This is a genomic window from Paenibacillus sp. FSL R5-0810, from assembly GCF_038002285.1.
Taxonomy (GTDB): domain Bacteria; phylum Bacillota; class Bacilli; order Paenibacillales; family Paenibacillaceae; genus Paenibacillus_AQ; species Paenibacillus_AQ lactis.
On sequence record NZ_JBBOCF010000001.1, the window covers coordinates 939,598 to 960,680 of the forward strand.

Below are 21,083 nucleotides of genomic sequence, written 5' to 3' on the forward strand. Positions count from 1 at the left end.
CATAGCGTATTTATTGTGGGGGGTACTACGAAACGTAGTACCTTTTTTGGTTGTGGTTCTATGAAAGTCGGAACTAACGGGAAAGTGGATTCGGCTGTATGCTGAATGCATGAATACCCGGTGAACGAAAATGCAGTTACGCCGGTAATGAAGCTGGTATGGAGGAGTCTGAGCATGAAGAGAAAGCCGATCTATGTGGAGATTGATATCGAGTCGGATCTCGATACGCTGTGGAAGCATACGCAGCGTCCGGAGCTGCATCAGCAGTGGGACGTGCGGTTCTCGAGCATCCATTACTTGCCTAAAGGCGATTCCAAGCATCAGCGGTTTCTATATAAGACCCGAATCGGATTCGGTCTTACGATCACCGGAATTGGGGTGACCCATGCGTTTTCGCGACGGGAAGACGGGGAGCGGATGTCAGTGCTGCGTTTTGGCTCTGATCAGAACATCTCTTTGATCCGCGAAGGCAGCGGATACTGGCGATACCGGGATGGAGGGAGAGGGGTCACAACCTTCGCGACCCAATACGATTACAAGACACGATTTGGCCTGATCGGCGCTTGGTTTGACCGGCTGGTGTTTCGTCCGATGTTCGGGAAGGCTACAGCCTGGAGCTTTGACGTGCTGCGGCTGTGGCTGGAGAGGAGCATTCCGCCTGCCGTGTCGATCCGGCAAACATGGATCCATGCTTGCAGCGTATTGACGCTGGCACTGCTGTGGATCTACGAAGGATTGGTGCCGAAGCTGCTGTTCCCGGAGGGCGGGGAGCTGGAGATGCTGCAGCACATCGGCTGGTGGAGCGGTCAGGAACGCGCAATCCTTGGAATGCTGGGCGTTTTTGAGATATGTATTGGCTTGATCAGCCTTACATTTCATAAGAGCCGGTGGTGGTACAGGCTTGAGTCCGTCCTGCTGGCGGGACTGATGCTGGGAGCGCTCATCCCGGAGCCTGCCTGGCTTAAAGCACCGTTCAATCCGCTGCTTCTGAGCGGCACGATGCTCGTTCTATGTCTGCTTGCCTCCTGGTCTTCGACAGATTTGCCAAGTGCTTCCCGATGCTTGCGGGAGCCGGGCACTCCAAGGACAAGCAAGGTGCGGCAGAAGGAGGAGAGAGCCCATGATATCCATTTATGAGCAGGCGCTAGGCCGGGAATTTCGGAAGCTTCATCCCAAAATCCAGGAGAGGTTCGAATTCGGCAGCAAGGATATGGTGGCCTCGATCGGCGAAGGGACTATGGATGAGATTTGGTATGCCCGCTGGGCAAAGCTCCCGCTCTACATCGGAACGGTGCGCCACATTATGTTCCCTGAACGGGGACTCCATATCCCGTTTCGGATTGAGAACTACGCCTATTTGGATCGTTACGGACGAGAGACGGTGACTTGGTGCAGAAGCTTTCAATTTCCATCGGGCATTAGAAGGTTTGACGCGACGATGATTTACAGCCAAGAGCGAAACGGCATCGTGGATTATCTGGGAAGCAAGCAGCATTTAGCGGTAGACCTTGAAGTGTCGGTCAGCGGTAATGGCGGAATATGTATTCGCTCAGGCGAGCAGCGGTTCTACGAGGGGTGGCTTGGGTTTCGCTTTCCGGCGGGACTCACGGGAACGGCCGACGTGTGCGAATGGTATGATGACCGGCATCAAACCTACCGGATTCGGGTGGATGTGTTTAACCCGCTGTTCGGGCCTGTTTTCCGCTATCGCGGAAGCTTTCAGGCCCGATTCATTTCGACTCGGGGCAGCGGCGTTCCTTCGCATGTCAAGCCGCTGCGCGAAGAAGCTAGAGCGTAGACGCGGCGGATTCAGGCACCTTCTTACGCTTAGGCTCCCGGAACATGCGGTAATACAGAAACGACGAGAAGACGTAAAGCGTGCCGGTGATGCAAAAGGTGATCGCATAACCCCAATAGCTGCCGTAGGTGGTAACCAAAGCGGACTGCACCGGGCCCATCGTCGCCCAGCCCATCATGAACGCCGTCTGGGTCACGGAATTTGCGATTCCGCGTTTGTCGTCCGGTACCCGGTCGATCAGAATGGAGGATTGGATCGGGTTGGCCGCGTTCATCAGTGCTTGACGGAACAGGAATCCGATGGACGCCACGATCAGGATGTTGGTAAAGCCGGTCAGCACCAGGAAAGGCAGGGACATGACCTGAAAATAGACGACGGCCCGAACGGCGCCGACCCGGTTAACCAGCGTAGGTCCGATCAGCATGGATACGATCGTCATCACTTGTCCCAGGGAGATCAGAATGCCGACCGCCGAGAGCGATACCGAGAACCGGTTCGTGAAATACAGATTCAGATACGGCACGACGAGGCCCGAGCCCAGCCCGATCAGCAGCTGGGCCAAGGCGAATTGGCCGATGATTCTATAATCTTCGCGGTGTGATGTCTTACCGGGACCGGCCGCTGCAGGCTGCAGTGAAGGCTTGTCTTTCGTGAAGGACGGCTGCTGCTTCGGTACCGTTTCCTGGTCGGGATGGACAGGCTGCGGTTCGAGTGATTCCCGCTTGTCGGTTGTAAATAGCAGCGGAACGAAGGCAGCGAAGGTGGCAACGCCCCCGATGAGCAGTGCGAACTTCAAGCTGCCGACTTTGTTCATGCCCAGCGCCTGCAGGGCATCGGCCAGGAATCCCCCTCCCATGCTGCCAAGCACCTGGGAAGCAAGCACAAGGGAGGCGTGAATGCTGAAGATGCGCATGCGCGCCTGCTTCGGCGTGTTTTCCGCCAGAAAAGGAATGGCGAGCACCTGGAAGAACGAAGCGAACAATCCGGTGTATATTGCCAGCCCCATTAAGCTGAATTCGCTTTCAAAGAGGGAGCGGGCGATCAATCCTGCACCGCTGAGCAAAGCGCCGAGCACCAGGATCCGTTTGCGGCTGGTGCGGTCTCCGATCAAGCCGATCGGGATAAACATCAGCGCGGTAGCCAGGGATTGAACGCTGACTACGGTACCGTTCATGGAATCATTATAGCCGAGGCTTTGTATGTACAGATTGTAGAGCACGCTGAACATGCCTGTACCGAACTGGTACAGCACATTGGCAAGGAAAAAAAGCTTAATATTACGCGGCCAGGTTCGCAGCTCATTTGCTGACCGTTGTATAATTCCCATGATGATACCCCCTAATTTTGACAGCAGCAACCTCTATATTTTAGCAGGTTCGCTTCATAGGAGGAAGAAGAGATTGTAGGAGAGCCAGAAAAACAGTGCCCATATTATGGAAAAGGCGAAGCCGCTTAGGGCGCTGCTGACGGAAGGCAGAGTCGAAAATCCATCCGGGCTGCCTGGAGGCCAAAACAACATCAGATGAATCCCGATAGCATCCAGATGGATCGCATAGTATCCAGGCAGATCTCGATAGTATCCAAGTGGATCGCCGTAAATCAAGGATGCTCTTCTCGTGCTGGAGTTAAAAGGCGTTGTGTCTTCATGAAAGCACTCGGGGTTATTCCGAAATACCGTGTGAAGGCACGGGAGAAGGTAAACAAATCCGAATACCCCAGGGATAAGGCGGTATGCGTAATGCTGGTGCCCTCGGCGGATAACAGGCGGGTTGCTTTTTCCATGATCAACTGCTGCATGTAGCGGGACGGGGAGATGCCGTACCTGCGGGTAAACGCTCGGGTGAAATGACTGCGATGAACGCCGGCCCAAGCTGCGAGCTGTTCCACGGACAAATTCTCCGTGCAATGAAGCTGCATATACCCGGGGATGGATTCAAGCCAGTCGGACGCAGCCGAAGAAGAGGCTGGGTTCCGGTGCCGGTTCGGATCGATGCTGTGGATCAATTGGAAGCCCAGCGACATCAGCTGAAGGCTATGGTCCAGCTGGGGCTGCCGGAGCAATCGTTGAATCTCCTTGATGACAGCCAAGGCGTTGTCCCCGAATGCATGTTGACGATAGGGCCGCTCCGCACATAACTCGACATGCTTCAATATGGATGGCATTTGCTCGCCCATAAAAGCCGTCCAGGTGATCGTGGTAGACGGCTGGTCGCAATCCTTGACGTACGTATAGACCGAACCGGGGAAGAGGCAGAACAGATCCCCTTCCGAGAGGGAGACGCTGCTGCCGTCCCAACCGAATCTTACCTTGCCGCTGGCAACGAAATGTATACTATAGAACTCGACGGACCGGGGACCGACTTTTTCAGTGAAAAAGGGTTGAGAACCGGATTTGTATATCCATAAACCCAATTGAGTTTCAAATGAAGCCGGGTTGTTAAAGTATTCTTCTCTGGATGAGTGAAGGTTATTAAATGTCATGGTTCCTCCTGCCGGCTATGCCTCAGCCATTTCTTTTGTTATTTCAAACTATGCAACATATTGTATAACGATTGCAAGAATTGAGCATTCCGCGCAGTCCTGCCAAAGGTTACGATGATGAGGTACAAGTCATGCATGGTAGAGGTGAATGGAGACATGAAACAACCGAATTTTATCGTTATTTATTGTGATGATCTAGGTTATGGGGACCTTGGATGTTATGGATCCGATACTGTGACAACCCCAAATCTGGATAGTTTGGCGGGTGAAGGCATTCGTTTTACGAATTGGTATTCCAACTCTCCGGTCTGCTCTCCGTCAAGAGCCTCTTTATTGACAGGCAAATATCCGGCCCGAGCGGGAGTAGGCGAAATCCTGGGGGCAAAGCGCGGATTGGATGGACTTCCCTCCACCGAAGTGACACTGGCGAAGGCGCTCAAGCCCGCGGGGTATCGAACGGCATTGTATGGAAAATGGCATCTTGGCGTATCCGAGGAAACCAGTCCGAACGCGCATGGGTTTGATGAGTTTTTCGGATTTAAGGCGGGCTGCATCGATTTTTACTCGCATATTTTTTACTGGGGCCAAGGCCATGGCGTCAATCCTCTGCATGATCTATGGGAAAACGAAACGGAGGTTTGGGAGAACGGCCGGTATATGACAGAATTGATCACGGAACGTTCGGTTGATTTCATCAAGCGATCTCGAGAGCAGGAGGATCCGTTCTTTTTGTTCGTATCGTACAATGCGCCGCACTATCCGATGCATGCCCCGAAGGAATACATGGACCGGTTTGCTCATTTGCCTTGGGATCGGCAGGTCATGGCTGCCATGATTGCCGCGGTGGATGACGGCGTGGGGGAGATCGTGAAGGCCCTGAAGGCTGCCGGTTGTTACGAGAATACGGTCATCTTCTTCTCCAGCGATAACGGACCGTCCTCCGAGAGCCGGAACTGGCTCGACGGAACGGAAGACGTGTATTACGGCGGGACCGCGGGAATCTTTCGGGGACATAAAGCAAGCCTGTTCGAGGGCGGAATCCGTGAACCTGCCATACTGAGCTGGCCGAACGGATTGGAAGGCGGACAAGTACGCGATGAGGTTGGAGTTATGATGGACATCGTACCGACCTTTCTGGATCTGGCTGGCGTCGATCCAGCGACAGGACCGCTTGAAGGCGCAGAGCTGGATGGAAGCAGCCTGAAGGAAATGCTGCTAATGGGCGAGCCGTCGCCGCATAAGCAATTGTTCTGGGAGTACCAAGGCCAACTGGCCGTTCGGGAAGGCGATTGGAAGCTGGTGCTGAACGGGAAGCTTGATTTCGAGCGCCTGGTGCCGGATAAGGTTCATCTGTCCGATCTGTCGAAGGATCCCGGGGAGCGCTCCAATCTGGCGGATCTTCACCCTGAGATCGTGGAGCGGCTAAGCCGGGACGTTCAAGCTTGGTATGAGGAAGTAGAAGCAAGTAGATCATAAGCTTGGCTGTAAAGTGTATCAATGAAGTCCTAGTGGTCGTGCAATGAAGCCCCGGTAACGGGGCTTTTTCAATTTTGACGACAGCAGGTTTTATTTTCCGAATATTTTTTAATAGAGCGAAATGGGGCAAAGGTAAGTATAAATCCTCCGATCTGGCAATATAGGCTGATCCATTGTATTTCGTTGAAATAATAGACATAATAACAAAATGTCTATATAATCAATATATGATTAACATGATGCTCAATATATGAAAAGTGGTGGTTGAATTGGATCATACGGAACGATTTTGGAATGCGTCGGTCGATGAATTGAAGCGGGGCTATGTTGAGGACGAGGCAGGCTTCATGTGCCTGTTATGCGGTAAATCCGTCGAGAAGGGGATCATTTACCCCGATCATGACAAGCTGTATGAAGCTGAACGATACATGAAGGTTCACATTCAGCGTGAGCATGGCTCGGTATTTCAATATTTGTCGGGCTTGGATAAAAAATTGACAGGGCTGACTGAGCATCAAAACCGGCTGCTGCAGCTGTTTTATCAAGGGAAGAGCGATAAGGAAGTCCAGCAGGAGATGGGGATCGGCAGCGCGTCCACGATCCGAAATCACCGGTTTGCGCTGAAGGAGAAGGAACGCCAGTCGAAGGTGCTGTTGACCATGATGGAGCTGCTTAAAGAGAAGGATAATCATGCGCCGGCGATCGTGGAAATTCCGAAGCAAGCCCGAATGGTCGATGAACGCTATAACGTAACGGAGGAGGAGCGGCAGGCGATTTTGGCAAAGGTGTTTCCGCACGGAACTCAAGGCCCGCTGAAGACCTTCAAGCTTAGGGAGAAGCAGAAGTATGTCGTGCTTCGGGAAATCGCGACTCGCTTTGAGCCCGGCAGGGTATACACTGAGACGGAGGTTAATGATTTGATCGGCCGCGATAATCCCGATTACGTTACGATTCGTCGTTATTTGGTCGAATACGGCTTTATCGACCGGAAGGATGATGGCAGTGAATATTGGCTGACGACATAGCTGGTCACGTTGGTGGGCAGTTAACAGGAACAATCAAGAGCCGAACAGCCAGCTTGTACTTATGGTCTAAGGCTGTAGCATCGGGAAGCTTAGAGCCCGGGTTGTTAGAGGCAGTGCAGTAATACAAGAGGAGGCAAGGTAACAATGAACCGTAGAGCGGAATTGACGCAGATGTACAAGGAAATCAAGATCATCGCCGGTGTCTACCAAATCCGGAACAAGGTGAATGGAAAGGTGTTTGTCGCGGGCACGCCGAACTTGAAAACGATGAACGGCAAGCGCTTTGAACTGCAGATGGGAACCAGCTATAACAAAACGCTGCAGCAGGAGTGGAACGAATTTGGCGAGGATGCGTTTGAATTTGAAATTTTGGAGCAGATCGAGCCTAAGCCGGGCGTCTTCTTCGATATGAAGGACGCGGTGAATAAGCGGGAAGAGCATTGGATTCGGAAGCTTGAGCCGTTTGGCGAAAAAGGATACAACCCGCCGCCTAAAAATAACGGATAAGAATAGGGACCATTCCACGACAATCCTGCAAAACCGCGAATGTCGATTTTGCAAAAATACGAATACAGTGGAGATATTCCTTCCATTTGCATGCGCAGCTATGGTGAGATATGATGGGTTCAGCGGCTTAAATCGCTTCCATAACTATTTCATAAATACGAAAGCGAGACGTGAACAACATAATGAGATCCATAGCATGGGTTACCGACAGCACAAGCACGATCGATCCCGCGTTCGCCCGGGACCATCATATCTATATTGTGCCCTTGCGATTGATTCTTGGACAAGAAACGTATCGGGAAGGCATTGATGTGACGGCTGAAGCCTTTTACGAGAAAATGAAGGATGAACCCAAAGTCAGCAGCTCACAGCCTCCGATCGGGGAATTCATCGAGTTATACGAATCCCTGAAGGGAAAATATGATGATGTCATTGCGATCCATTGCTCGTCCGAGCTGAGCGGGACATTGCATTCGTCGATCCAGGCTGCCGAAATAGCTGAGGTACCCGTGGTAGGAATAGATTCGAGAGCAGGAGCCTTTCCGCTCCGCGAGATGATACGATCCGGCATTGAGTGGCACAAGCAGGGCGATACCGTACAGACGATCAAGGAGAAAATCCAGGCCTTGGTCCATAATATGTCCTTCTATCTGATCCCCGCCAGTCTTCACCGGCTGCACAGCAGCGGCAGAGTATCCGGGACGCAGCTGCTTCTGAGCAATCTGCTCCGGATCCATCTGTTGCTTCGGTTCGAAGAGGGCAAAGTGATTGTGGAGGATAAGATCCGCACGTTCAAGAAGGCCAGACAGCGAATGCTGGAGACGTTGAAGCATGAGATTCAAATGATTAAAAAGGTCTGCATTATGCATGCGAACAACGAGGAGGAAGCGGAGGAGCTTCGGAAGGAAATCAGCGGCGCGCATCCGAGCGTGAAGACGGAAGTCATGACGTTCATCCCGGTCGTCGGCGTTCATGCCGGCGAAGGAACGATCGCGATGTCCTGGATTCGGCATTATCCTGCATAATCATTGACATATTATTGGTAGAGCCTGCAGAAGTTAACTGCAGGCTCTTTCCTGCTTCACGGCCGCAGTTTGTTGCTGCTGTTCATGCGAAAGTGCGCATATGGCGGATTTCCTCTGACATGGAAAGAGCGATACCGCCTGCAGGAAGCTGTCAGCGGTTCGAATCCGTACGCCGAGCATGCATCCATACTAGGGTGGGTAATGGCTTTGGAGGGCCGAGAGATTCGAATCCGTGGAACAGGTTGTATAGGTAATAGGCCAAGTTTGAGCCGGATGTGAAGAAGAAGATCAATGAGCGAAACAGGAAGGAGTGACCCATTGTGAAGATTATCATTACGCAAGCCGAAGCGATGGAACGGAAAATATGGGATGACGTTATGCTGATGTTCGGTCTAAATGAGGACGACAAAATCGCCGACACGGAACAATTCATCTTGACGGAGGAACAGGCCAGGCAGCTGAACCTGATCGGTTAGGAAAAAGGAAATTGAAGTTTCGGGGCCGAATAAATACGTAGCAAGGTTAATAAAAAGGGTGGTGGCTCTAAGAAGATGAAGCAGTTAATGAAACATAAGCAAGCAGGGATATGGGCGATCATTCTGGTCATGATCTTGATGCTGCCGGCTTGTCAAGGCGGAGCAGGAACCAATATGCCGGGAAGCGGATCTGCGGATTCGGCATCCGGGAATGGACAGCAGCAGGAAGGCGACGCCGCCAAGCCGCCTGCTGAACACGAGGAGCAGGGTGGGCCCGCAAGTAACACGGGGGCTTCGGATTCTGAAGAGGAAGGGGATCCGTCCAAGGGAAACGGGGCAGCTTCAGACCCTGCAATGGCTGCCGCAGCCGCACAGCTCTCCAAAATGACAGACAAAGAGAAGATTGGCCAGCTTGTCATGGTCGGGATCGAGGGTACGCGCATGGACGACGTCGCCCGCAAGATGCTGGATTCCTACCACGTCGGCGGGTTTATTTTCTTTAAGGATAATATCGCTAGCACCAGCCAAGCCGTAACGCTGCTTAACGAGCTGAAAAAGGCGAATGCGTCTAATCCGGTGCCGCTATGGCTGAGCATTGATGAGGAAGGAGGGCGGGTCACCCGCTTCCCGGAGGAATATGTCAAGCTGCCGTCAAGCGGAAAGGTGGGGAGCGGGAATGACCCCGACGTCACCCGTCAGGTCGGCGAGCTTATTGGACGGAAAGTAGGCTCGATCGGTATAAACATGGTCTATGCGCCGGTGCTTGATGTGAACAGCAATCCGGACAACCCGGTGATCGGGGACCGTTCCTTCGGTGAGACGGCAGAAGAGGTGGGCAGGCAGGGCATTGCTTCCATGAAAGGGATTCAGGAAGCGGGCGTCGTGCCGGTCGTGAAGCACTTCCCGGGCCATGGCGATACCTCAGTCGATTCCCATCTTGGGCTTCCTGTCGTAACTCATGATATAAAGCGGCTGCATGAGCTGGAGATTGCGCCATTCCGTAAAGCGATCGAGCAAGGCGCAGACGTTGTGATGGTCGGGCATCTGCTTATGACGGCGATTGATGAGATAACGCCGTCCTCCTATTCCAAGGCGGTCATCACGGATCTGTTAAGGCAGGAGCTGGGCTTTGATGGTGTCGTCATCACGGACGACATGACAATGGGTGCCATTACGAAGAATATCGATGCCGGCGAGGCCGCGGTAAAGTCGATCTTGGCCGGAACCAATATCGTCATGATCGGACACGATTATGCACAGGAGGAGGCTGTCATTCAAGCCATCACGGAGGCCGTGGAATCGGGCGTGATTTCCGGGGAGGTGCTGGATGAACGCGTGCTGGCAACCCTGGCGCTCAAGCAGCGGTACCAATTGAACGACGAGCCGGCGGACATGCCGGACATCGAACGGTTAAATGAGGATACGAGGGCAGTGCTGAAGGAGATAAAGTAAGCCTTTTCTCCTTCAGCGTCAAGCCAAGGCAGGACAGGGGGACTGATTTCGTCATGATCCGGTCTTGGCCCGTTCTCGCCATCCTTATGTACTTGAAGAACATCCGTGAACATATACTACAACAGGCATTCCCGGGATTGAGCAACGAATGCCCCTTTGGATCTCCCGGTACGTATTTCAATCAAAAAAGGCAACCTCTTCAAAAGAGATTGCCGTGCTGGAACTAGAATATATTAGAAGTTGAAAAAATAGGCGTAATATGATAGAATGAAGGATAAATAATTATTAGGTAGATGTCATAATGACCTAATGATAGATTAGCACAAAATTATAGGATTGTCAACAGGGGGGCATAGAATGGAGAACCGTCAGAGTGCGGATTTTGCATTGGATCGTGAGGTAGTGGATGCGGAAAAAGCGGCTAATTCTCCCGCGGAGGATTTTGCAGTTCATGATGACCTCTCCCTTCCGCCAGGCATCAAGATTAGCGATCCGGTTCGCATGTACCTGAAGGAAATCGGCCGTGTTCCCCTTCTCTCAGCCGATGAGGAAGTGGAGCTGTCCAAGCGTATCGAGGAAGGCGATGAGGATGCGAAGCGACGTCTGGCGGAAGCCAATCTTCGTCTAGTCGTCAGCATTGCCAGACGTTATGCAGGTCGGGGCATGCAGTTCCTTGATCTGATACAGGAAGGCAATATGGGATTGATCAAAGCGGTGGAGAAGTTTGACTACTCCAAAGGCTTCAAGTTCAGCACCTATGCGACATGGTGGATTCGGCAGGCGATTACCCGCTCGATTGCCGACCAAGCGAGAACGATTCGAATTCCGGTTCACATGGTAGAGACGATCAATAAGCTCGTCCGTGTATCCAGACAGCTTCTGCAAGAGCTTGGGCGGGAGCCGTCACCGGAGGAAATTGCCAAGGAGATGGATATTACGCCGGAGAAGGTCCGGGAGATCCTCAAAGTTTCACAGGAGCCTGTATCGCTCGAGACGCCGGTTGGTGAGGAGAGCGATTCGAACCTGGGGGATTTCATCGAGGATCAGGATGCGCTGGCGCCAGCTGACGCTGCCGCCTTCGAGCTGCTTAAGGAGCAGCTTGAGGAAGTGCTCGATACCTTGACGGATCGTGAAGAGAACGTGCTTCGGCTTCGCTTCGGACTTGAGGACGGGCGGACCCGAACGCTTGAAGAGGTCGGTCAGGTATTCGGCGTTACGCGCGAGCGGATTCGACAGATTGAAGCGAAGGCGCTCCGTAAGCTTCGTCATCCGAGCCGCAGCAAGCGTCTCAAGGATTTCCTGGAGTAATCGATCGTTTCGTTCACGAAGTGGATCAACACCCCTTGATTGCAGTGCGCGCGCTGCAGTCAAGGGTTTTTTTATGGACTCATGCTTGTGACCCCTCCGATTGACACCAACCGACGAGTTGCATCATAATTATGTAGCATCCCCACAGGCAGGCGATTATCCGCTGTGTGAAAGTGAAATGATAGGGAGTGTCTAAGATGACTTTACATAAATCTGCAATTGATCGATTGTGCAAGCGCCATGTTCCGTTATCCGATTATTCGACTTACGGGGTCGGCGGCTTGGCGAATTATTTGGCTATGCCGGAGACTTCAGCAGATCTTGCGGAGCTGCTGCAGGATTGCAAGCGGCTCGGAATGCCGTGGTATATATTCGGCATGGGCTCCAACATCCTGTTTCCGGACGAACCGAATAAGGACATGGTGTATATTTCCTTGAAGCGGCTTGTCGAGCTGGCGGTCAGGGATGACAAATGGTATGTGGCGTCTGGAACGCCGATGTCGCTCTTGTCGCTTATGGGCTTGATTGGCGGGGGCGATTCGCTGGACTTTACGTTCCTGCTGCCGGGCTGCGTCGGGGCAGGCATCTATATGAACGCTAAGTATAATGCCAGCCAAGTATGCGACATTCTTGATACGGTTTATTATATCGACACGATGGATCCGGGGCTCAGCGTCCGTTCAATCCCGGCTTCAGAATGCCAATTCGCTTACAAACAGTCGATATTCCAGCACCATCCATGGATTATTATCGGGGCAGATCTGAACACGCCGGTCAGCTCCGAGGAGCAGATCAGCTCTACCGCGCTGCTGTTGCAGGAGTGGAAGACGAGAGGAAGTCACCCATCCTCGTTGCCGTCGTTCTTCTCCTTCTTCCTTGGCGAGGTTCATGCGCTCGCGGGAAGAGGCATACCGACCCCGCAGTCGATGCTCGACATTATCAAGTACCGGACAAGTAAACGGCATTTCGATTACCCTTCCTGCGGCTCCGTATTTAAAAATAACTATGATTATGGAGTTGCCATCGGCTCCTTGGTGGATCAGCTGAATTTGAAGGGGACGGAATACGGCGGGGCGATCATTTCCCCGCATCACGGCAATATGATCCTGAATCAGAATCATGCCAAAGCGACGGATATATTATATCTGATGAATGTCATTACAGAGGCGATTCATCAACGGTTCGGTTTTATTCCAGAGCCTGAGATTGTCTTGGTGTAAAAGGGACCATTCAAAAATTCTCTGTAAAGTCATTGGAATAAGGAGCATTTAACGCTATAATCAGATAGGTGACATCTGTTTATGGATTTAAACGGTTAATCTAGGATGTGAAAGGGGAATAACCTATGGCTAAAACATTGATCTTTGGACACAAAAATCCGGATACGGATACGATTTGCTCGGCAATCGCTTATGCCGATTTGAAGAAACAGCTCGGACTCGACGCTGAACCGGTACGTCTCGGCGAAGTGAACGGAGAGACCGCTTATGCGTTGAAATACTTCAACGTCGAAGCACCGCGTCTGGTAGAGACCGTTGCGAATGAGGCTCAGGACGTCATTCTTGTCGATCATAATGAACGCCAGCAAAGCGCTAGCGACATCGAACAAGTTCGGGTGGTTGAAGTTATCGACCATCATCGGATCGCCAATTTTGAGACAAGCCAGCCGCTGTACTACCGCGCTGAGCCTGTCGGCTGCACCGCTACGATCCTGAACAAGATCTACAAAGAGAAGGGCATTGCAGTCCGTAAGGAAATCGCAGGGCTGATGCTGTCCGCCATTATATCCGATTCGCTGCTGTTCAAATCTCCAACCTGCACAGAGGAAGATGTTGCTGCTGCCCGCGAGCTCGCGGAGATTGCAGGCGTCGATGCGGAAAGCTACGGACTCGACATGCTGAAGGCCGGTGCCGATCTGAGCGACAAAACGATCGAGCAGCTTATTTCCCTTGACGCGAAGGAATTCAGCATGGGCGCAGCGAAGGTTGAAATCGCCCAAGTGAATGCGGTTGACACAAACGACGTTCTGTCCCGTCAAGCAGAGCTTGAAGAGGCCATTCAAGGGATTATCGCTAAGAAAAACCTGGATCTGTTCGTGTTCGTTGTTACAGACATTCTGAATAACGACTCGATTGCGCTCGCGCTTGGCAAGGATGCCAAGGCGGTTGAAAGAGCCTACAATGTGTCGCTTTCGGATAATAAAGCGCTGCTCAAGGGCGTTGTATCCCGTAAATCGCAAATTGTTCCCGTGCTTACCGAAGCTTTCAATCAATAATACTTATGTTAAGGCCTGTCCCTGCTGAACCATTGGTTCGGCAGACAGGCTTTTTTTGTTGCGGACAGCGCGGCGGATGTGCATTCACCGTCATTGAAATGCGAAGGTTGAGATATTGTAATGAATTTACACCGCTTTGACATCCTTTTTGGCGCGATGCTCCGTATAATCGTAGTATGAATCATACATAGAGGATTGTTTCAATCTCACGGAATTCGGGTAATATACGGTGAGAAAACGATCTTTCACACTTAGTAATGTTGAGGGAGCGATGAGAAGTATGAAGAAGACGGCTTGGAGATTGGGAGCGTTGATGCTGCTTGGTTTGTTCATGATCCATTCGGTTGGCGTAGCCTCGAGCAACAATTATGAGCCGGTTCCGAAAGCTTCGAATCAGGAGGCTGCCTATATCAATGCGCTTGAGGTGAAAGACGGACAGGTCTATCTGGAAATCGATCCGATTGAATGGTACGAAGGCGAGGAAGCAAACGCGATCTTCCGAGAGCGGGAGCAAGACCCGGAAATGACCGAAGCCCCGGACGGCTATTATATTGTTAATGATACGGAAGAGCGGATTACATTGCCCGTAGCGGGAAACGCTGAGGTTCGCCTGCAGCTGTATGATCATACCGGACGGTATGAGGATGCCCAGGTCGTGTGGAATCAGCAGGTCAGCCTCGACAAGTTCACCGATATCTATCGAAAAGACGATATTGTGGATATGAAATGGTTCCCGTTCCACATCACGGTGGAAGACGGCGAGGTCGTGAAGATCATCCAGCAATATGTGCCGTAACTTGGGCCTTGAAGGCCCAAGAAGGCTTTATGAGTACATCCGGCTCGTCCTGGGATCAGATCAGCGCTGCACTGAACCTTTTGCCTAGTCCATATCTTGAGGGTGAATAAGGTCTTGTTTATGAATATCGCTATTTAACCAATTCGAGATAAGCTTTTGAGTGTATTCTAAATCTTCTGCATCAAGGTCATAGTACCAAGTGGTTCCTCTCGTTTTTCCCCGGCCTTGTAACATGTGGTTCTCAAAATCAGGCGGCGTATCATTTAAATAAACAGTTTCAGCCAATTTCAGGATCAGATCAGGGTCCATGTTAGTGGTGAAATTGGACCCCGCAATATCGATTAATTCAGGAACTTTAGCGACGTTCTTGAAATCTAAAATTTTGTTCGTTACGGCTCTAATAAATATTCGCTGCCGCTCGGTACGTTTAAAATCGGAGTCCTCTCGGTAACGAACGTAACTTAAAGCATCAAGACCGTCATACATCGGTTTGTTAGGCTCTATCCTTAATTTTTCATGCTTCGGGTTCTTATTTTCAATTACTTTGGTTATCGGAAGCTTTACACCTCCAATTGCGTCCACAATGTCTATAACTCCTTTAAAATTCACTGTAGCGTAATAATCGACTCGGTTCTTGAGTAAGGACGCAACTGTGTCCATACTCATTTTTTCTCCGCCATGAGCATACGCAGAGTTGATTTTTGATCTTACATCCCTGCCTATTATTTCAGTATATGAATCCCGGGGGATCGAGACTAATAGGATTTTGTTATCTTTAGGTCGAATTACGGAATATATGATCGTATCGGATCTGCTGGGCTCTTGATCACGCTGATCAATCCCCATAAGGAGCAAGGAAAAGGGTTTACCTTCATAGGCGTGAGTATTTCTAATCTCGTACCCAAACGGTTTGTAGGAATTGTCTAACGTTTCTTTGATATCTTTTTTGAGCAGTGTATTAAAGGCAAGCAACGATAATTCTTTTCTGAACAGATATCCAGCGCCGACAAGCAGGATGAGTATGATGAGCGATATACCAATCCGTTTCTTGATATTGATTCTGCTGCGGCCCTTAAGCCTCCTCCTTGACACCGTTCTAGGTTCCATACAACGTACAACTCCTCAATAAATAGTTTTGAAAATGAAAATGGTTAACGGATGCCGAGTAGAAGCAGATCCCGTGAAGAAGGGGTCGAAGGGTTTGCCAATATATCATTCGATCGATTTGAGAGAAGTAAATCTCGGCATTATATCCCTATTCTAGTTTAATTTCCAGAAAAATCAACAAACTTCTTGGTAGATTTGCAATGCTGTCCCTCAATGACAAGAAGTGCTGCTGCATGCATAGCGACACTTCTTTGTTATATTATTTGTTTTTGACTCGGATCGCCGGCATGGACTAAGAGTCCTTGCGGCCTGGATGTGCGGGCGGCGCCAGCTTTCCATTAACGACATCGCTTACGAACTGCGGAAGCTTCGCCTTATGCTCCGAATATTCTTCCTTGGAAATTTTCCCTTCCGACAGTTTTCGGTCAAGACGCTTTGTAAATGCCTGAACCTGCTGATCGATCACGGACTGCACGGCTACTCCTTGCTCCTTCGCCAGCTGGGCAAGGGTTTTACCGGACCGGAGGGATTCCTTCAATTGGTCATCCGACAGCTTCAGCATTTGGGCAAGTTCATGCTCGGCGGCAATCATTCTTCCTTGGCGATGATGCACCCGCTGCTTCTTCCACCCGCCTTTGGCATCGAGAAGTCTGTCGGCAGCCGCGGAGTAATCAATGGATTTACCAAGCTGCTTCGGGTGTGCCGCTACTTTCTCCTTCAACATCTCGACGAGCTTCGCTTTCATATCCTCTCTGGAAACCCCTTGCTCTTTGGCAATTTCAGCGAGCGAGGAGGTCTTGAGCTTGTCCCGCAGAACCTCTGGCTCTAGCTTGAGATAATCGGAGATGGCTTTGAACATGCGGCCGGGTTTATGCTGACCGTGGCCGTCTTGTGCGGCAGGGCGAGAAGGAGAAGAGGCCTGATTCTCATTACCTGCAGGCTCCTGCGCCCATGTCGTGCCGGGCAGATAGGCGAGTCCCATGACGATGGCGATCGTCATCAAGACAAGTCTTCTGGTGAAATTCAAATATTTACGGTTCATATGGGTTACCGCCTTTCTGGATGTTTGGTGTAACGTTCGTCATTGTTTCCCGTTTTGCTGAGTTCATCATTAAAATAACCTTAATATAGGATGAAAATACATAAATTTCATTATTTCGACAATGTTGATGAAGCTTCTGTGAACCTATCGACTCTTTTCTGCTAATATGGTATTATGGTGTCCTGATAACGCACTAAAGCAAAACGCAGAAATTTTCATATTGCACGGATCACCGATATCCTGAATATGGCTGCATGAATTGTCACAAGGGGGATTTATACATGAAAAAATTGGCGTCATTATTGGCAGGATTGGTTATCCTAATGACTGTGATCGGGTGTTCAAGCTCAGGCGGCAGCTCGAATGAGCTGGTGATCGGCATCGACGACAAATTTGCTCCGATGGGCTTCCGGGATGAGAACAACGAAATCGTCGGTTTCGATATTGATTATGCGCGTGCCGCTGCAGAGAAGATGGGGATGGAGGTAAAGTTCCAGCCGATCGACTGGAAAGCGAAGGAATCGGAGCTGATGAGCGGACGAATCGATCTGATCTGGAATGGTTACACAATCACGGATGAGCGCAAGGAGAAGGTGCTGTTTACGAAGCCTTACCTTGAGAACAGCCAAGTCGTAGCAGTGCTTGAAGGTTCGGAAATCAGTACCATTAGTGACCTGGCCGGCAAGAATATCGGCCTGCAGTCGCTTTCGTCCGCAGCCGATGCGCTCAGTGCGAATGCTATCCATAGCCAAGTGAAGGACATTTCCGAATTTCCGGACAACGTGCTTGCCTTAAGCGATTTGAAGAATGGCCGGGTGGATGCCGTCGTGATTGACGAGGTCGTTATGAAATATTATATGTCCAAGGAAGAAGGCACCTATAAGATTTTGGAAGAAACTCTGGCGCCTGAACAATATGGCATCGGTGTGAAGAAGGGCAACGAGGAGCTGCTGAACAAGTTGCAGAAGGCTTTGGATGAGCTGAATGCCGATGGTACCGCCGCCTCGATATCTAAAAAATGGTTTGGCGAAGAAAAGGTACTGAAATAATTCGCAGAACCAAGATGATGTACGCAGTCTTTTCATAGCAAATGATCAAGAAACCGGACTTTGACCCAAGGCTCCGGTTTTGTTGACGACATTAATGAAAAACTCTGAATTTGAGTTTTCATAACGGGAGTATAGTGATCAACATGAATTTGGATTATATCATTCAGATCGGCAAGCCGATGCTGGAGGGCGCACAGACAACGATACTGCTGTTCTTCATTGCCATCATTGCATCCATCCCGCTCGGCTTTGCCTTAACGTTAATGGCGAGAAGTTCGGTGAAGCCGCTCGCCTGGTTTGCGGGAGTTTATATCTACGTCATGCGGGGCACGCCGCTGCTGCTGCAGATGCTGTTCATCTGCTTCGGCCTGCCTGTGCTGCCGGTCATCGGGGAGTATCTCGTTTTTGATCGTTTTGTTGCGGCATGCTTGGCCTTCGTGCTGAACTATGCCGCCTATTTTGCCGAAATTTTCAGAGGCGGCCTGCTGTCCATAGATAAGGGACAGTATGAAGCCGCACAGGTGCTCGGCCTTAGCAGATGGCAGACGATGGTCAGAGTCATCCTGCCGCAAATGTTCCGCGTGGCTCTGCCGGCCGTTTCGAACGAATCCATTACGCTGATTAAAGACACCGCGCTGCTGTATGCGGTGGCGGTCCCGGAGCTGCTTCATTTCGCGCATACAGCCGTCAACCGCGATGTTACCATCATGCCGTTTGTGATTGCAGGCATCATTTATTTGCTGATGACGCTCGTACTTACGCTGCTGTTCAAATACCTCGAACGACGATTTAAATTTCAATAGAAGGAATGGCTGCTATGGCGATTATTGAAGTATCCCACATGAAGAAATCATTCGGACAGCTGGACGTGCTGAAAGACGTCAGCTTCGATATACAACGGAACGAAGTCGTGGCCGTTATCGGCCCCTCCGGCTCGGGAAAGAGTACAATGCTTCGGAGCCTTGTCCATCTGGAAGAGATCAACGGCGGATCGATCAAGGTCCAGGACCAATATCTGGTGAAGGACGGCGCATATTCCGCTCCAAAGCAAATCAAGACGATCACTTCCCGCATGGGGATGGTGTTCCAGCACTTTAATCTGTTTCCGCATCTCACAGTTCAGGATAATTTGGCGCTTGCACCGAAATACGTGAAGAAGGAATCGAAGGATGAAGTGAGTAGAAGGAGTACAGCGCTGCTGCAGAAGGTCGGCCTTTCGGATAAAGCGGGAGTCTACCCGGCGAACCTGTCCGGGGGGCAGAAACAGCGTGTCGCCATTGCGAGGGCGCTCATGATGAGCCCCGACATCCTGCTGTTCGACGAGCCGACGTCGGCGCTCGATCCCGAACTGACGGGGGAAGTGCTTGAGGTGATCCGGCAATTGGCCAGGGAGAATATGACGATGATTATCGTTACCCATGAGATGGGATTTGCACGGGATGTAGCGGACCGGATCCTCTTCATGGATCACGGACAAGTGATCGAGTCGGGAACGCCAGAGCAAATCTTTCATCATCCGAAAGTCGATCGAACCCGGGAGTTTCTTAACCGGGCGATGCGTTAACCAATATAGACCTGCTGCACTTACAGGACCACATCGTCCTGCAGGTGAAGCAGGTTTATTTTTTGGGCGAAAAATATGTATTTTTAGTGAAAGCGTTTAATTTCCGGGTTGACGAATGGAGAAATGCCCGATATCATTGTTTTAAAGAAATATGAATTGATTCATATAAATATTTATAAAAGTACAGCGAGGAGCGAGTAACCAATGAGTCATGTTATTACGATTAACGCCGATGTGTCGCATGGAACGATTAACCGCAATATTTACGGGCATTTCTCCGAGCACTTGGGACGCTGCATTTATGAAGGGATCTGGGTCGGCGAAGATTCGAAGATTCCTAACACGGAAGGAATCCGAAATGATGTATTGGAAGCTCTGAAGAAGCTCAAGATTCCGGTACTGCGTTGGCCGGGCGGCTGCTTCGCGGATGAATATCATTGGAAGGACGGCATCGGACCGCGGGAGAACCGCAAGCGGATGATCAATACGCACTGGGGCGGCGTGGTCGAGAATAATCATTTCGGTACCCATGAGTTTATGCGGCTGTGCGAGCTGCTGGAATGCGAACCATACATATCGGGCAACGTCGGAAGCGGCACGGTTCAGGAAATGTCGGAATGGGTCGAGTATATGACGTTCGACGGGGTGTCTCCGATGGCTGAATGGCGTAAGGAGAATGGCCGGGAGAAGCCTTGGAAGCTGAAATATTTCGGCGTGGGCAACGAGAACTGGGGATGCGGCGGCAATATGCGTCCGGAATATTATGCGGACCTGTATCGCCAGTACCAGACCTATGTCCGGAATTACGGTGAGAATAAGGTGTACAAGATCGCCTGCGGCCCGAACGTGGACGATTACCGCTGGATGGAGACGGTCATGAGGGAAGCCCATCCGTTTATGGATGCGATCAGCCTCCATTATTACACGATTCCGGGCGAATTCTGGACAGGCAAGGGCCCTGCGACCGGATTTACAGAGCAGGAATGGTTTACGACCATGAAAAAGGCGCTCCATATGGATGAGTTGATTACGAGACATTCCGCGATTATGGATCAATATGATCCGAACAAGCGGATTGGTTTGATCGTAGATGAATGGGGAACCTGGTATGATGTGGAGCCTGGAACGAATCCCGGCTTCCTGTATCAGCAAAACACGATTCGGGACGCTCTCGTTGCCGGCTTGACGCTGAACATCTTCCATGAGCATAATGACCGTGTCGTCATGGCGAATATCGCCCAGATCGTCAACGTGCTTCAGTCCGTCATCTTGACGGAAGGAGAGAAAATGCTGCTGACGCCGACTTACCATGTGTTCAATATGTATAAGGTGCATCAAGACGCGGAACGTCTGGATGCCCACATCAGCGGCTCCGAATATGAAATGGACGGCGAAAAGATTCCGCAAGTCTCCGTCTCTGCATCCAAGGATGCCGAAGGGAAAATCCATGTCAGCCTGTGTAATGTAAGCCATGATTCGCAGGCGGATGTGTCTGTTGCACTCCGCGGTCTTGCCGGACCGATCTTCAAAATCAAGGCTGAGCAGCTGGCCGCAGATTCGCTGGACGCCCATAACACCTTTGAGGAACCGGACGCGCTTACGCCGTCGACCTTCAGTGCCTATGAAGTGGAGGAAGGCATCCTTCACGCGAAGCTCGCTCCGATGTCCGTGACCGTCTTCGAAATTACGGCGGGGTAATCCG

Annotated in this window: 19 protein-coding genes and 1 pseudogene; 16 read left to right on the forward strand and 4 right to left on the reverse strand. The window is 51.0% G+C overall.

Features of this window, described 5'->3' with window-relative positions; genetic code table 11:
- Positions 1–174: 174 nt before the first annotated feature.
- Entirely contained in the window at positions 175–1,137 is a 963-nt protein-coding gene (locus tag MKX76_RS04385) for a DoxX-like family protein (RefSeq protein ID WP_341033069.1), read from the forward strand.
- On the forward strand, positions 1,121–1,798 hold the full coding sequence (locus MKX76_RS04390) for a DUF4166 domain-containing protein (protein WP_341033070.1): 678 nt from the start codon (positions 1,121–1,123) through the stop codon (positions 1,796–1,798). Before MKX76_RS04385 ends, MKX76_RS04390 begins: the two co-directional genes overlap by 17 nt.
- Here MKX76_RS04390 and MKX76_RS04395 read toward each other — a convergent pair.
- Positions 1,788–3,125 carry an MFS transporter gene (locus MKX76_RS04395; protein WP_341033071.1) on the reverse strand — a complete coding sequence of 446 codons (1,338 nt, stop codon included), beginning with the start codon at positions 3,123–3,125 and terminating at the stop codon, positions 1,788–1,790. The two genes, MKX76_RS04390 and MKX76_RS04395, sit on opposite strands and share 11 nt — an antisense overlap.
- 272 nt (positions 3,126–3,397) lie before the next feature.
- Complete coding sequence (locus MKX76_RS04400; RefSeq protein WP_144869259.1) at positions 3,398–4,279, reverse strand: helix-turn-helix domain-containing protein; 882 nt, start codon at positions 4,277–4,279, stop codon at positions 3,398–3,400.
- Between the two features lie 156 nt (positions 4,280–4,435).
- On the opposite strand from MKX76_RS04400, the gene MKX76_RS04405 reads away from it, so the two are divergent.
- The 10 genes and pseudogenes from MKX76_RS04405 (at position 4,436) to MKX76_RS04450 (ending at position 14,619) form a co-directional block, all read left to right on the forward strand.
- Positions 4,436–5,755 (forward strand): sulfatase-like hydrolase/transferase, encoded by a 1,320-nt coding sequence (locus tag MKX76_RS04405; RefSeq protein WP_210095069.1) that lies wholly within the window; start codon positions 4,436–4,438, stop codon positions 5,753–5,755.
- A gap of 269 nt (positions 5,756–6,024) precedes the next feature.
- The gene (locus tag MKX76_RS04410; protein WP_007128546.1) at positions 6,025–6,780 is read left to right on the forward strand and encodes a DUF2087 domain-containing protein; all 756 of its coding nucleotides are present in this window, start codon (positions 6,025–6,027) and stop codon (positions 6,778–6,780) included.
- A gap of 144 nt (positions 6,781–6,924) precedes the next feature.
- Positions 6,925–7,287: a GIY-YIG nuclease family protein gene (locus MKX76_RS04415; protein WP_007128545.1), complete on the forward strand. Its 363-nt coding sequence runs from the start codon at positions 6,925–6,927 to the stop codon at positions 7,285–7,287.
- 182 nt (positions 7,288–7,469) lie between these two features.
- Complete coding sequence (locus MKX76_RS04420; protein ID WP_210095067.1) at positions 7,470–8,312, forward strand: DegV family protein; 843 nt, start codon at positions 7,470–7,472, stop codon at positions 8,310–8,312.
- Between the two features lie 320 nt (positions 8,313–8,632).
- Positions 8,633–8,788, forward strand: coding sequence for a hypothetical protein (locus tag MKX76_RS04425; protein ID WP_186311147.1), 156 nt, complete (start codon positions 8,633–8,635; stop codon positions 8,786–8,788).
- An 87-nt stretch (positions 8,789–8,875) separates the two neighbouring features.
- Positions 8,876–10,240 (forward strand): beta-N-acetylhexosaminidase, encoded by a 1,365-nt coding sequence (gene nagZ, locus MKX76_RS04430; RefSeq protein ID WP_341033072.1) that lies wholly within the window; start codon positions 8,876–8,878, stop codon positions 10,238–10,240.
- A gap of 369 nt (positions 10,241–10,609) precedes the next feature.
- A pseudogene (rpoD, locus tag MKX76_RS04435) lies at positions 10,610–11,548 on the forward strand (RNA polymerase sigma factor RpoD); the annotation flags it as partial.
- 197 nt (positions 11,549–11,745) lie between these two features.
- Positions 11,746–12,768, forward strand: a complete 1,023-nt coding sequence (locus MKX76_RS04440) for a UDP-N-acetylmuramate dehydrogenase (RefSeq protein ID WP_210095064.1) — start codon at positions 11,746–11,748, stop codon at positions 12,766–12,768.
- A 125-nt stretch (positions 12,769–12,893) separates the two neighbouring features.
- On the forward strand, positions 12,894–13,823 hold the full coding sequence (locus MKX76_RS04445; protein WP_028406260.1) for a manganese-dependent inorganic pyrophosphatase: 930 nt from the start codon (positions 12,894–12,896) through the stop codon (positions 13,821–13,823).
- 280 nt (positions 13,824–14,103) lie between these two features.
- On the forward strand, positions 14,104–14,619 hold the full coding sequence (locus tag MKX76_RS04450) for a hypothetical protein (RefSeq protein ID WP_040738154.1): 516 nt from the start codon (positions 14,104–14,106) through the stop codon (positions 14,617–14,619).
- 84 nt (positions 14,620–14,703) lie between these two features.
- On the opposite strand, the gene MKX76_RS04455 is transcribed toward MKX76_RS04450, so the two are convergent.
- Both MKX76_RS04455 and MKX76_RS04460 read right to left on the reverse strand, forming a co-directional pair.
- Positions 14,704–15,726 carry an LCP family protein gene (locus MKX76_RS04455; protein ID WP_341033073.1) on the reverse strand — a complete coding sequence of 341 codons (1,023 nt, stop codon included), beginning with the start codon at positions 15,724–15,726 and terminating at the stop codon, positions 14,704–14,706.
- Between the two features lie 292 nt (positions 15,727–16,018).
- Entirely contained in the window at positions 16,019–16,768 is a 750-nt protein-coding gene (locus MKX76_RS04460; protein ID WP_028406258.1) for a hypothetical protein, read from the reverse strand.
- A gap of 281 nt (positions 16,769–17,049) precedes the next feature.
- Between MKX76_RS04460 and MKX76_RS04465 the strand changes: the two genes are divergently transcribed.
- The 4 genes from MKX76_RS04465 to MKX76_RS04480 all read left to right on the forward strand — a co-directional run bounded on the left by MKX76_RS04465 (position 17,050) and on the right by MKX76_RS04480 (position 21,079).
- Positions 17,050–17,817 carry a transporter substrate-binding domain-containing protein gene (locus MKX76_RS04465; RefSeq protein WP_028406257.1) on the forward strand — a complete coding sequence of 256 codons (768 nt, stop codon included), beginning with the start codon at positions 17,050–17,052 and terminating at the stop codon, positions 17,815–17,817.
- A 143-nt stretch (positions 17,818–17,960) separates the two neighbouring features.
- Positions 17,961–18,620: an ABC transporter permease subunit gene (locus MKX76_RS04470; protein ID WP_028406256.1), complete on the forward strand. Its 660-nt coding sequence runs from the start codon at positions 17,961–17,963 to the stop codon at positions 18,618–18,620.
- A 14-nt stretch (positions 18,621–18,634) separates the two neighbouring features.
- The gene (locus MKX76_RS04475) at positions 18,635–19,381 is read left to right on the forward strand and encodes an amino acid ABC transporter ATP-binding protein (RefSeq protein ID WP_341033076.1); all 747 of its coding nucleotides are present in this window, start codon (positions 18,635–18,637) and stop codon (positions 19,379–19,381) included.
- Between the two features lie 204 nt (positions 19,382–19,585).
- Positions 19,586–21,079 carry an alpha-N-arabinofuranosidase gene (locus tag MKX76_RS04480; protein ID WP_341033077.1) on the forward strand — a complete coding sequence of 498 codons (1,494 nt, stop codon included), beginning with the start codon at positions 19,586–19,588 and terminating at the stop codon, positions 21,077–21,079.
- The last annotated feature ends 4 nt before the right edge of the window (positions 21,080–21,083 follow it).